Origin of the sequence: Massilimicrobiota sp. An105 (assembly GCF_002161155.1) — a bacterium.
GTDB lineage: Bacteria > Bacillota_I > Bacilli_A > Erysipelotrichales > Coprobacillaceae > Allocoprobacillus > Allocoprobacillus merdigallinarum.
The window spans coordinates 1-13,384 of sequence record NZ_NFLY01000054.1; the positions used below are offsets into that span (position 1 = coordinate 1).

A 13,384-nucleotide genomic window follows, 5' to 3' on the forward strand; every position below is an offset into this window, starting at 1 on the left:
TAGAAGGAATACCCACTATTATTATAAAAGTTTGCAGAATTAAATTCTATCATTGGATTTGTAAAATTAAATTCCATATAAATTGATTTAGGGATGGAATTTAGTTTTTCAATTTACGAGATTTGGTTTTTGAAAAAGAAAAAGTCGAGTCCTAATTGCTTTTTAGTTAAATTCTTGTATAATAGTAAGGTAAATATTAGAGAAGGGGTATAGAAAAAAATGGCAAATAAAGTAAAAAATGATGCGATTACATCAAGAGATGAAGACTTTGCGAAATGGTATACAGATGTTTGTCGTAAAGCCGAATTAATGGATTATTCAAGTGTCAAAGGGTTTATTATCTATCGCCCATATGGTTATGCGTTATGGGAAATGATTCAAGCCTATATGGACAAAAAATTTAAAGAAACGGGACATGAAAATGTTTATATGCCGATGTTAATCCCTGAATCATTATTAAAAAAAGAAGCTGATCATGTTGAAGGATTTGCGCCTGAATGTGCAGTTGTCACACGTGGTGGATTAGATGAATTGGAAGAACGTTTATTGATTCGTCCAACATCTGAAACATTATTTTGTGAACATTATGCAAAGATTGTCAATTCTTATCGTGATTTACCAAAATTATATAATCAATGGTGTTCTGTTGTGCGTTGGGAGAAAACAACAAGACCATTTTTAAGAGGTTCAGAATTTTTATGGCAGGAAGGACATACGATTCATGCAACAGCAAAAGAAGCGAAAGAAGAAACAATGCGTATGTTGGAGATCTATGAAACAACTGCCAGAGAATTATTGGCTATTCCAATGGTAACAGGTAGAAAAACAGAAAGAGAAAAATTTGCAGGAGCAGAAGAAACATATACAATTGAAGCTCTAATGCATGATGGAAAAGCATTGCAGTCTGGAACATCACATTATTTTGGTGATGGTTTTGCGAAAGCTTTTGATATGAAATTCTTAGACAAAGATAATCAGCTTAAATATGTTTATCAGACTTCATGGGGTGTTTCAACACGTTTACTTGGAGCGATTATTATGGTTCATGGTGATGATAATGGGTTAGTATTACCTCCAAGAGTCGCACCAACACAAGTGATGATTATTCCAATTCAACAACAAAAAGAAGGAATCTTAGATAAAGCTTATGAACTTCAGGCTCAATTACAGGCTAAAGGTATCCGTGTGAAAGTGGATGCGAGTGACAAATCACCAGGATGGAAGTTCTCAGAAGCTGAAATGCGTGGTATTCCATTACGTTTAGAAGTTGGTCCAAGAGATTTACAGAATGGTCAATGTGTTGTCGCTAAACGTGTAAATGGTGAAAAATTAACTTTAGCTCTTGATGAGACATTACCAGAAAAATTAGCTCATTTACTAGATGAAGTTCATGAAGAAATGTATCAGAAAGCTTTAAAATTTAGAGATGAACATATCACTGATGTCACAACTTATGAAGAATTTAAAGACGTTTTAAATAACAAAGGTGGTTACGTTAAAATGCCTTGGTGTGGTGATGAAGCATGTGAAGTGAAGATCAAAGAAGACACAGCTGCAACATCACGTTGTATTGATACAGATGCCCACGCTGATGGGGTTTGTCCAATTTGTGGTAAGAAAGCAAAACATATTGTTTATTTTGCAAGAGCATATTAAAACTATGGAAAAAAGAAATGAACCTCATGATTTGAATTTCCAAATCATGAAGTTCACTTCTAATCACCATAGTTTTTTTATTCCTTGATTTTGACTTTTAATAAATGGATGAGAGCTGGAGCCTGATTATAGGCAATGATAGCCCCAGCAATATCTTGAGAAGATGTCATGATGCCTTCAATCTGACATGAAGATAAATCAATATGAGAAAGTGAAGCATGGAGAAATTCACATTGTCGTAAATCGCATTCATCAAAGCTTGTTTTTGTCATTTTGACTTCTACAAAACTGGCATTTTGTAGACAACAATGTTGAAACTGCACTGTTTTATTATGCATGAATGCAAAATTCGCAAATGAGCATAGACATTCTTGAAAAGTGACCTGATCAAAGATGGATTCAGAAAAGTCAATACCCATCAATTTACAGTTTTCAAAACGGACATGTCTAAAAAGTGTATGATTCAACTTGATGTTAGATAAGTCACAATGAATAAAAGTGACATTGACAAAATAACTGTTTTCAAAAGAAACATCTTGAAAATCAATATGTTCAAACTGACAATGTTGAAAGTCTTTATGTTTGAAATGACTATCAAAAATAGCTTCATCCTGATAATGTTGATCTATGATTGTATCTTGAGTTAAATCTGTTTTGAAACAATGCTTATCCATAATGAACTCCTTTTCTGATATTTTTCATTATCATAACATAGAATGATGGAAAATGAAATCATACAGAGTTGTTCCTTTTCAAGATACATTTCTTCTTTTTTAGATGTGTTTGTGATAAAATAGGATAAAAATGAGATAATATGAAGTGACCTCCTAGTTGTCAAAACGTGGATTTAGATTCATAATTAGATTGAAAAACAAATTACAGAATCGTTACCATAACGACAATAGGAGGTCACTATGAAAAGTATAGTTTATATTGGAGCAGATGTCCATAAAAAATCTTATAGTTTATGTGCAATTGATGGAGATACTGGAGAAATATTAGGAGAAACTAAGATCAGTCCAGATGTGAAACTTATTGAAAAATTCATCAATAATGCAATGAAAAAAGCACAGAAAGATGCAGATGTATTGGTTGGCTATGAAGCAGGATGTTTAGGTTATTCACTTTATTGGCAATTAAAAGAAAAAGGGATTGCCTGTGATATCCTGGCACCTTCAACGATGCATCGTTCAGCCAAAAATAAAGTGGTGAAGAACGACAAAAGAGATGCCCAAATGATCGCAACAAATTTAGCCAATAAATCATATAAATCAGTTTATGTACCTAATGATCATGATGTGGAAGTTAAAGAGTACATTAGAATGATGAATGATTTTAAAGGTGAATCAAAAAAAGTGAAACAGCATATCAATGCCTTTGTATTACGACTTGGATACAGATATGAAGGAAAGTCCAGATGGATACCATCACATATCAAATGGTTGAAAGAACTGAAACTGGATCCAATGTACAGAGAGATATTGGATGAATATTTATCGCAGTTGGAATTATTGGAAACGAAGATAGGCAGATTCCAGCATAAACTAGAAGAATTATCTCAGGAAGAGCCATACAAAGAAAAGATAGGCGAATTACGCTGTTTAAAGAGTATAGACACAACAGCAGCGATGACTTTACATGCAGAAATCTCCGACTTTAACAGATTTCCAACAGCCAATGCTTTTTCATCCTATTGCGGATTAACTCCAGGAGAAGATTCAAGCGGAGATAAAAACAAACGATTAAGCATAACTAAGCAAGGAAATGCAGTGGTAAGAGAAACACTGGTAGAATGTGCACAAGTACTAGTAAGAGGAACAGTTGGAAAAAAAGGAAAGAAAGTCATATCAAAACAAAAGGGACAGGATGTGAAGGTCATCGATTATGCGGACAAAGCGGTTATAAGATTACAAAAGAAATATCACAGAATGATATTAAAAGGAATCAATAGAAATATCGCGATAACAGCGATTGCCAGAGAATTATCATGCTTTGTATGGGGAATAGAAACAGGACATATCAATTAAAAAGGATATATAAATTCTCAAAGAAAGGAGAGATTATGAGGTAGCCAAAAAAAGACAGAATCATCAAAGGCATAGATGGACCTCAAAATAAGAAAACAGGTTCAACTATCTAAGATACACCTCTTATGGCAGTGACAATATAAATAATATGTCGCGATAATTATTTATATGAAATATCACTGATCCACGTAGTGAGATTGTAGAGTTTGACGACGAACCATTAACCTTTTGGTAACCAACCCACGAATAACAGAGTGGTTAACTGTCGCAAAATCTTCATTATGGGGTCTTTGTATGCCTTTGATGGCACAATTGAATAAAAAATATTATGAATTGTGAATTTATGTCTTGACAAAGGTCACTTCATAACAGGTGTAAGTATGCAAAAGAAGATTGCTTTAATTAATGATATGACAGGATTTGGAAGATGTGCGATTGCGGCTATGGCACCTATTGTATCCGCTATGAAGATACAGGCTGTTCCTATTCCTACCGCTATTTTATCAACCCATACCCAATTTCCCGTTTATTATTTTGATGATTATACATCAAGGATGAAAGATTATATCCAGACTTATAAAGATCTGCATTTAGAATTTGATGCCATTGCGACAGGTTTTTTAGGTTCTGAAGAACAGGTTGATATTGTGATTGATTTTATTCAGACTTTTAAAAGAAAAGAAACGTTTATTCTTGTGGATCCTGTGATGGGAGATCATGGAAAATTGTATAAGACATATACACCTGCCATGTGTCAGAAGATGAAAGAACTGATTCAATATGCGGATTTAATGACACCGAATTTAACTGAACTTGTCACTTTAGTTGATCGCCCTTACCCTGAGTCTTTGCCGTCATTTGATGAACTCAAAGAGATGTGTGAACAGTTATCAAGACAAGGACCATCTCATATTGTTGTGACAGGTATACCGTTTAATGATAAACAGATTTTAAATTTTATTTATAATAAACATGAAGATTATCAGATTGTAATGGTGGATCGCATTGGTAAAGATCGTTGTGGAACAGGAGATGTTATTGCGGCTGTTATAGCAGGAAGCTATTTGAATGGATTGAGTTTTTATGAAAGTGTCAAAAAAGCAACAGCCTTTGCTTCAAAATGTATTCGCTTTTGTGAACAGACACATGTCCCTCATCATTATGGCTTGAGCTTTGAAGAATATTTATATGAGTTAGGAGAAGATTTATGATTTTATATACAATACACGGCAATGGTTATCAGGATATCAGTGAATTAGCTTCATTAGAAGATGTCACAGTTTATGTTAATTTAACCAATCGTTGTCCTTGTGCCTGTACATTTTGTTTAAGACAGACAAAGGAAATGGAAGAAGGACATAGTTTATGGCTTGAAGAGGAACCGACTGTTGAAGATGTGATTAAAGAGTTTCAAAAATATGATTTAGATGATTTCCATGAAGTTGTTTTCTGTGGTTTTGGTGAACCATTAGAAAGAGTAGAAGATGTGATACAGATTGCAGGGATTTTAAAGCATTTTCGAAGAGATTTACCTATTCGTGTTAATACCAATGGTTTAGCTTGTTTGATTCATCAAAGAGATGTAACACCTGAATTCAAGGGAAGAATTGATACAGTTTCGATCAGTTTAAATGCTCCTGATGCTAAGGAATATGATGCATTAACACGCAGTCGTTTTGGGATAGAGTCTTTTCAGGCTATGCTTGATTTTGCAAAGTCTTGCCTAGAGTATGTTCCATTTGTTGTGATGAGTGTTGTGGATATTATTGGTGAAGAGAAAATAAAGAAATGTCAGGCAATTTGTGATGATTTAGGCGTGACTTTACGTGTCCGTCCTTTTGAAGAGTAGGAGAGTGAAAATATGCTATATATGACAAGAGAAGAACGTCAGATTCAATTAGAGAAAATGGTTAATACAAGAGATTTAGGTGGTTATGAAACACAGGGTGGAATGTATAGTCGTGCTCATAAGTATATCAGAGCAGCTGCACCTACTTATGCAACTTCAAAAGACATTCAGACTTTAAAGGATTATGGTGTTAAGGTTGTGATTGATTTAAGAAGTGATTTTGAAAAAGAGTGTCAGCCTAATCCATTTCAAAATGAAAAAGATATTGATTATTATGAAGTGAATTTATTTGATTCTACTAAAGCCGCTATTGTTCCTGAAGAAGTGAAAACTTATAAAGACTTAGGTGGTGTCTATATTTATATGTTAGAAGGGATGAAACATAAATTTAAAGAATTGTTTGATATCTTTGTGAAATATCCTTATGAAGGCGTTATGTTTCATTGTTCTGCTGGTAAAGATCGTACAGGTGTCACTGCAGCTTTATTGTTGGATCTGATTGGCTGTCATGAATATGATATTGTGAAAGATTATAGTGAATCTTATGAAAATAATATAGATATTAATGCGTCTTTGGCACAAATGATGGATAATGAAGAAGCAAAACAATATTTAAGATCTTCACCTCGATATATGATGGAATTATTGGATTATTTAAGAGAACATTATGGTAGTGCTAAAGAGTATTTATTGGAAATTGGGTTAAAAAATGAAGAAATTGAACAATTAATTGAGAATTTTACAATTTAAAAAAGAAAAATGCCCTCTAAAATGCGTATATAAGTATTAGGAGGGATTTTTTATGGAAAAACATTTAACTTTAAAACAGAAGGATCATGTCGCAAGGAAAATTTATAAAACTTATCAAAGAGCCCAGTTAGATATCTTGTATTTGAATCAGCATTATAATTATTATCCACAGGTTGATATGTTTAAAGTGAAAGACACATCATCTTCATATCATAATGGTGATGAGAAAATGATTAAGCAATTAGAGCGTAAACAGAAATTAGAAAGTTTTGTTGGGATTATTCATCAGATACATAATCATTTATCAAAAGACACTTATGAATTTATTGAACATGAGTATATTAATTATTATCAGGCTTCATGGTGGATGAGCTTTTATTCACGTGCCAGTTATTATCGTATGAAACATAGAGCTTTGGATGAATTTATAGAGTGTATTCAGATATTTTGGAGTGAAGAGGAAATTTTATCTTTGTTGGAGTCATAGTTTGAAAAAGAGTAGAAAAATAGACATTTATTTTATACAATAGAAATAAGAAATCAAACATAGACATGGTTTATGGAATGGATATAAGGAGATTTGATTGATGAATGTAGAAATTATGAATGTTGGAACAGAATTATTATTGGGTGAAATTGTGAATACCAATGCCACACTTTTACAAAAGGTATGCAAAGATTTAGGATTTAATGTGTATTATCAAAGTGTTGTGGGTGATAACCCTCAAAGATTATATGATTGTTTAAAGATTGCTTTTGAACGTGGGGCTGACTGTGTCATCACAACAGGAGGACTCGGACCTACGACAGACGATTTGACTAAAGAACTGTCAGCTAAGTATTTAGGCTTGGAAATGGTTTATAATGAAGAAGAAGCACGAAAAGTAGATATCAAATGTCGCTATTGTACAGGTGTTGACCAGGTTCCTGACAATAATTTTAAGCAGGCTTATTATCCTCGAGACGCTTATATTTTAGAAAATGATATGGGAACAGCTAATGGCTGTGCCATGTCTGATGGACAACGTATGATCATTAATTTACCTGGTCCACCTAAAGAACTGCAATATGTTGTTGAACACTCTTTGATTCCTTATCTTACCAAATGGAAACAAGATACGATTTATACTTATGAATATTTAACAATGTTTATTGGTGAAAGTAAGATTGATGAAATGTTGAGAGATTTGATTGAAGGTCAAAAAGATGTTTCTATAGCCTTATATGCTGGAGAAGAAACAGTACGTATTCGTTTGGCTGTTAAAGCATCTTCTCAAGAGGTGGCTGATGCTTTGATGAAAGATGTGAAAATGGAAATAGAACACCGTATGGCTGAATATATCATTCAAGAAAAAGATTTAAAAGCAGCTGTACTCAAAAAACAGCCCAAAATTTCTTTGACATATCTTGGTGACTTTCGTTTTTATGATGAATGGTTGAAACCATTGATGCATGAGTCTGCTAATATTCATATCATGGTTGATACAAGACAGGAATCTCTTGGAGAAGTTGTCTGTGTATCTATGAATGATGATTATTTTGAAATTCCAACATTTGTGAAAGCTGAATATTCTTATGCGAAAGTAGAGGCTAGATTTGTAGCAAAACTCTACCAATATATAGTGAGACATAATCAGTAAAAATATGGTACTTTTGAAAACTATTCCTATGTTTGTATAGTGAAAGTGTTTACATTTTAATAAAATTGAAAAAATATTGATAAAATCGACATAATTTTAAATTTTCAGTTGCATGAAAACAAACTTTATATATAATAGGAGTTGTCCAAAGGGACAATGTGTATATCATATCATAATATTCCTCGATATACATGGAAAGCAAAGTATTCATATAATTTACTCAAAATGATCCCTGTTAGAGGCAGCAGTCTAACAGCCAAATAGTGAACAGCAGCGCTATGGATCGATATAAGAAAAGAGCGATATTTCAGGGTATATCGCTCTTTTCTTATGTCATTCATTTTGAAAAACTGGTAAAAGTTCAATGAATTTGGCTGTGGCTGGAGTCAATGTCTTGCGTGAAAGATAAGCATATCCAATGCTACGTTTAGGTAAAGCATGTGTGAGATTCACTTCATAAATCTGGTGACTATCCAGTTCATGTTGTGAGAATTCTTTAATTACACAAGCTTTTCCTAAATGATTTTTAGCAGCTTCTAAAAGGAGATTATGAGAACCCAGTTCAATGCTGGGGTTTAATAAGAAACCTTGCATAGCAAAATAGTCATCAACAAACTGTCTGGAATTTGAATTTTTCTCTAACATGATGAGAGGTTCATTCACAAGTTCTTCCATTGTATATGAATGAGAGTCTTGATGTGAACTGACAAAAATATCATGAATTTGTAAACATTCACGAATGGTAATGGCTTCATCATAAAGAGGCATATTAATAAATCCCAAATCAATATCTCCTGTTTTTAATAAGTCTATGATTTCCAGACTGGTACGATTGACCATCTTGATTTTGACATGAGGATAATGCTGGTGAAAAAGAACAAGATAAGGCATGATATAGTTTTCGCTTAATGTGTCACCGGCACCTATAAGTAATTCTCCCTGATTTAATTCATGAAAATGGGCAATTTGATTTTCAGCACTGGTAATTAAGGATAAGGCTTCAGAAATCTTCTGATGGAGGATTTGTCCTTCTTTAGTCAAAATAACCCCTTTAGATTGACGAATAAATAGCTGCGTATGTAATTCTTTTTCTAAAAGACGAATGGCCTGACTGACAGCGGATTGTGAAATAAAGAGATTTCTGGCAGCCAGAGAAAAAGAAAGCGTTGAGGCGGCCTCATTAAAGATTTTATATTGTTCTAGTTTAATGTTCATATTAGCTCTCCTTATATCAATGTTTTTAAATATTAATTTTACTAATGTTTTGTTTTATTTTATAATAGAAGTGTTGATACGTCAATTATGATAAATTTTGATTGTATATAAGAGTCATATTTTATATAATATTGATGTAAAAAAGAAAGGATGAAGTTTTATGGCTGGTGTGGTTGTAGTAGGAAGCATGTGGGGAGATGAAGGTAAAGGAAAAGTTACTGATTATCTTGCCCAAAAAGCTGATGTTGTTGTACGTTATGCAGGAGGAAACAATGCAGGACATACAATTGTGTATGATGGAAAGAAATTTGCATTGAAATTAATACCTTCTGGAATTTTTAGTGGACATGAAGTCATTATGGGAAATGGGATGGTTGTTAATCCTAAAGCCTTTTTGGAAGAAGTCAAATATTTAAATGATGCGGGTATTGATACAAGTAAGATTCGTGTGAGTGATCGTTGTCATGTGATTTTACCTTATCATCTTGAAATTGATGCGATTCAGGAAGCAAGAAAAGGAGATCATAGCATTGGGACAACAAAACGTGGAATTGGTCCATGTTATATTGATAAGTATAGTCGTATTGGTATTCGTATGGGTGAGTTTATTGATGAAGAATTATTTTTAGAAAGATTAAAAGAAACTTTCCCAATGAAAGTGATGGAATATCCTGAATTAGAAGGACAATTCACTGTTGAAAGTATTTTTGAAGAATATAAAGAATATGCCAAAGTGATCAAACCACTTGTTTGTGATACAGGAATGTTGTTAGATCAATATTTACGTGAAGATCGTAAAGTGTTATTTGAAGGTGCTCAAGGTGCTATGTTGGATATTGATTATGGAACTTATCCATATGTCACAAGCTCTCATCCAGGCGCTAATGGCGTAAGTGAAGGGACTGGTATTGGGCCTTTATATATTAAAGAAGCAATTGGGATTATCAAATCATATACAACACGTGTAGGAGCTGGACCTTTCCCAACAGAATTACATGATGAAGTTGGAGATTTCATTCGTGAAAGAGGACATGAATATGGAACAGTGACACAACGTGCAAGACGTACAGGATGGTTTGACGCTGTGGTTGTCAATCAATCACGTAGAATGTCTAGTTTAACAGGAATTGCTTTGATGTTATTGGATGTTTTAAGTGGTTTAGATACCATTAAAATCTGTAAAGCTTATAAATATAAAGGTGAAGTGATTCATGGTTTACCTTCTACAATTAAAGGTATTGAAGAAGTGGAACCTATTTATGAAGAAATGCCTGGATGGAAAGAAGATATTACACATGTGAAATCTTTTGAAGAATTACCACTCAATTGTCAAAATTATATCAGACGTATTGAAGAATTAATTCATTGTCCAATTGTCATGTTCTCAGTAGGACCAGATAGAGAACAGACAGTTGTTTTAAAAGATATTCAATTTTAAGGAGGGAAATGAGTGAAGAGAGAATTAGTCATTGTTTTAGACTTTGGTGGTCAGTATAATCAGTTAGTGGCTAGACGTGTTCGAGAATGTAATGTTTATTGTGAAATTTATTCATATAAAACAGATCTTGAAAAGATTAAAGAAATGAATCCTAAGGGAATTATTTTAACAGGTGGACCTAACAGCTGTTATGAAGCAGATTCACCTACATATTCAAAAGAATTGTTTGAACTTGGTATTCCTGTTTTAGGATTATGTTATGGGGCACAATTAATGCAACATGTTTTAGGTGGTAAAGTAGAACGTGCTGATGTCAGAGAATATGGAAAATCTCATTTAATTGTGAGTAAAGAAAATTCAGCTTTATTTACAGATGTGCCTAAAGAATCAACTTGCTGGATGAGTCATTTTGATTATATTTCTGAGATTGCTGATGGATTTGAGATTTCATCTTATACAAAAGATTGTCCAGTGGCTTCATGTGAAAATGAAGCAAAGAAATTGTATGCCATTCAATTCCATCCTGAAGTTTTACATACAGAATATGGAAAAACAATTTTATCTAACTTTGTCTTGAATGTTTGTGGATGTTCAGGAGATTGGCGTATGGACTCATTTGTTGAAGAACAAATCAAAGCGATTAGAGAAAAAGTTGGAGATGGAAAAGTTTTATGTGCCTTATCTGGTGGAGTGGATTCATCAGTAGCAGCAGTTCTTCTTTCTAAAGCGATTGGAAATCAATTGACTTGTGTATTTGTTGATCATGGATTACTTCGTAAAAACGAAGGTGATGAAGTGGAAGCTGTTTTTGGACCTGAAGGGTCATATGAATTAAACTTCATTAGAGTAAATGCACAAGAAAGATATTATGAAAAATTAAAAGGTGTGACTGAACCTGAAGCCAAAAGAAAAATTATTGGTGAAGAGTTCATTCGTGTCTTTGAAGAAGAAGCGAAAAAGATTGGTGCTGTTGATTTCTTAGTTCAAGGAACAATCTATCCAGATGTTGTTGAAAGTGGATTAGGTGGAGAATCTGCGGTGATCAAGTCACATCATAACGTAGGTGGACTTCCTGATTATGTAGATTTTAGAGAAATCATTGAACCATTAAGAGATTTATTTAAAGATGAAGTTCGTAAAGTGGGATTGGAATTAGGTATTCCTGAATATTTAGTATTCAGACAACCATTCCCAGGACCAGGACTTGGTATTCGTATTATTGGCGAAGTGACTGCTGAAAAAGTCAGAATTGTACAAGATGCAGATGCTATTTATCGTGAAGAAATTGCCAATGCTGGATTAGATCGTACAATTGGTCAATACTTTGCAGCACTGACAAATATGCGTTCTGTTGGTGTCATGGGTGATGAAAGAACTTATGATTATGCAATTGCTTTACGTGCTGTCAATACAATTGACTTCATGACTGCAGAAGCAGCACAAATTCCTTATGAAGTCTTAAATAAAGTGATGTCAAGAATTATTAACGAGGTTCGTGGTGTCAATAGAGTATTCTATGATATTACATCGAAGCCTCCTGGGACTATAGAATTCGAGTAAGTATAATAGTACCGAGTGGTTTAGACGTATTGAAAAAGTGCCTTTATGTGATATAGGCGCTTTTTTAGTAATTTTATTTATTTGGATAAATGCTCGATATGAAAGCAATAGGGGGGGAATAGATTTGAATGAAAATTTTAATTGTATACAACAAGCAGCATATGATTTAATTCAAAGTGATGCAAGATTTATTTACACTATTGTTGATATACATCAAAATGCCAAAAATATAGATAGTAATTATATTTTAATGAGTCAACCATATATTGGAATTTTTACTGATGGTGCAGAGCAATGGAGTAAGAAAGTAGGATTAAATTTTCCTCAGTTCTCAGGGGATGAGAAAGAATATTATACTACATTGCGAAATAGTCATAAACTTTTTGAATTGAATTATAAAGATTTTGAGTTATTAATTTTGAATAAGTTTAAAGAACATGATGATTATTTTTATAAAATTAGAAGATTGAGAGAGAAGTTACTTGGATATTATAATGTGGGAACAGATTTAATTATGGGAAAATTTTGTGGTAATACAATTCTGTGTGATTTGTATAATCCTGTTAATATATTAGGAAATAGAAATGTGGATATTTTTATTAAAGAAATGAGCTGCATTTGTGGAGCAATAGCAGCACATTTTGGATGTGTTGAATCAGGCTCATATAAATATAACAAAAATTTACGAGTAACTTATAAAGATTTTCATTTTTATAAAAATTGTCCATTAAAGGTCAAAACAAATTTAGGCTTTGTTTTATTTTCAATACTCTGTTCTCTCAACTATGTTATAGAATTTGTAAATCTTTATTTTGAAGAAGAAATTCCTCAAAAATTAAAATTTGCATATTTACTCTACTATTATTTATGTGATTTCATTCAAGATATAAACTCTTGTAACAATACGAATTTTATGTTGAATTCATCATATAAAAATAGAAATTTTAGGAATTGTTTAGCTCATTATGGACTAGGACAATATTTAAATGAAACTGAAATTGTAGAAGATGATTTATTAAAAGGGTTGACTTATAAAGCATTTGATTTAGATTATTTTTCAACAAAAAATGAAATTTATAAATTATTAAATGGTTTAATTTGTCAAATTGAAAATTATATATTTTAATTTTAGGTGAAATGAAAAACTAAATTCCACTTTGTATATTTAAATTCAACTCTTCTTGTGGGAGTTGAATTTCAAATTGCAAAGTGATTTTTTGTATTATAAAAATCACCTTCAGATATTGAT

The 13,384-nt window shown here is 32.7% G+C and carries 12 protein-coding genes; 10 read left to right on the forward strand and 2 right to left on the reverse strand.

Translation table 11 applies throughout. From position 1 onward, the window contains the following. The first annotated feature begins 219 nt into the window (after positions 1-219). Entirely contained in the window at positions 220-1,656 is a 1,437-nt protein-coding gene (gene proS / locus B5E48_RS11990) for a proline--tRNA ligase (RefSeq protein WP_087305277.1), read from the forward strand. A gap of 77 nt (positions 1,657-1,733) precedes the next feature. Here the strand turns inward: proS and B5E48_RS11995 are convergent, their stop codons facing one another. Then, positions 1,734-2,330: a pentapeptide repeat-containing protein gene (locus B5E48_RS11995; RefSeq protein ID WP_087305279.1), complete on the reverse strand. Its 597-nt coding sequence runs from the start codon at positions 2,328-2,330 to the stop codon at positions 1,734-1,736. 240 nt (positions 2,331-2,570) lie between these two features. On the opposite strand from B5E48_RS11995, the gene B5E48_RS12000 reads away from it, so the two are divergent. The 6 genes from B5E48_RS12000 to B5E48_RS12025 all read left to right on the forward strand — a co-directional run bounded on the left by B5E48_RS12000 (position 2,571) and on the right by B5E48_RS12025 (position 7,922). After that, positions 2,571-3,683 (forward strand): IS110 family RNA-guided transposase, encoded by a 1,113-nt coding sequence (locus B5E48_RS12000; protein ID WP_087305282.1) that lies wholly within the window; start codon positions 2,571-2,573, stop codon positions 3,681-3,683. A 380-nt stretch (positions 3,684-4,063) separates the two neighbouring features. Next, positions 4,064-4,894 carry a pyridoxamine kinase gene (locus B5E48_RS12005; RefSeq protein ID WP_087243971.1) on the forward strand — a complete coding sequence of 277 codons (831 nt, stop codon included), beginning with the start codon at positions 4,064-4,066 and terminating at the stop codon, positions 4,892-4,894. Beyond that, the gene (locus B5E48_RS12010; protein WP_087305284.1) at positions 4,891-5,532 is read left to right on the forward strand and encodes a TatD family nuclease-associated radical SAM protein; all 642 of its coding nucleotides are present in this window, start codon (positions 4,891-4,893) and stop codon (positions 5,530-5,532) included. Before B5E48_RS12005 ends, B5E48_RS12010 begins: the two co-directional genes overlap by 4 nt. A gap of 12 nt (positions 5,533-5,544) precedes the next feature. Continuing rightward, the gene (locus B5E48_RS12015) at positions 5,545-6,282 is read left to right on the forward strand and encodes a tyrosine-protein phosphatase (protein WP_087243973.1); all 738 of its coding nucleotides are present in this window, start codon (positions 5,545-5,547) and stop codon (positions 6,280-6,282) included. 52 nt (positions 6,283-6,334) lie between these two features. Beyond that, complete coding sequence (locus tag B5E48_RS12020) at positions 6,335-6,769, forward strand: MG284/MPN403 family protein (RefSeq protein WP_087243974.1); 435 nt, start codon at positions 6,335-6,337, stop codon at positions 6,767-6,769. A gap of 100 nt (positions 6,770-6,869) precedes the next feature. Beyond that, positions 6,870-7,922, forward strand: coding sequence for a molybdopterin-binding protein (locus B5E48_RS12025; protein WP_087305286.1), 1,053 nt, complete (start codon positions 6,870-6,872; stop codon positions 7,920-7,922). Positions 7,923-8,255: 333 nt separating this feature from the next. On the opposite strand, the gene B5E48_RS12030 is transcribed toward B5E48_RS12025, so the two are convergent. Then, positions 8,256-9,137 (reverse strand): LysR family transcriptional regulator, encoded by an 882-nt coding sequence (locus tag B5E48_RS12030; RefSeq protein ID WP_087305288.1) that lies wholly within the window; start codon positions 9,135-9,137, stop codon positions 8,256-8,258. 160 nt (positions 9,138-9,297) lie between these two features. Here B5E48_RS12030 and B5E48_RS12035 point away from each other — a divergent pair, with 160 nt between their 5' ends. The 3 genes from B5E48_RS12035 (at position 9,298) to B5E48_RS12045 (ending at position 13,261) form a co-directional block, all read left to right on the forward strand. Next, positions 9,298-10,575, forward strand: a complete 1,278-nt coding sequence (locus B5E48_RS12035; protein ID WP_087305289.1) for an adenylosuccinate synthase — start codon at positions 9,298-9,300, stop codon at positions 10,573-10,575. A gap of 12 nt (positions 10,576-10,587) precedes the next feature. Continuing rightward, positions 10,588-12,135 (forward strand): glutamine-hydrolyzing GMP synthase, encoded by a 1,548-nt coding sequence (gene guaA, locus B5E48_RS12040; RefSeq protein ID WP_087305291.1) that lies wholly within the window; start codon positions 10,588-10,590, stop codon positions 12,133-12,135. 124 nt (positions 12,136-12,259) lie between these two features. Then, positions 12,260-13,261 (forward strand): hypothetical protein, encoded by a 1,002-nt coding sequence (locus B5E48_RS12045; protein ID WP_087305293.1) that lies wholly within the window; start codon positions 12,260-12,262, stop codon positions 13,259-13,261. Positions 13,262-13,384: the final 123 nt, after the last annotated feature.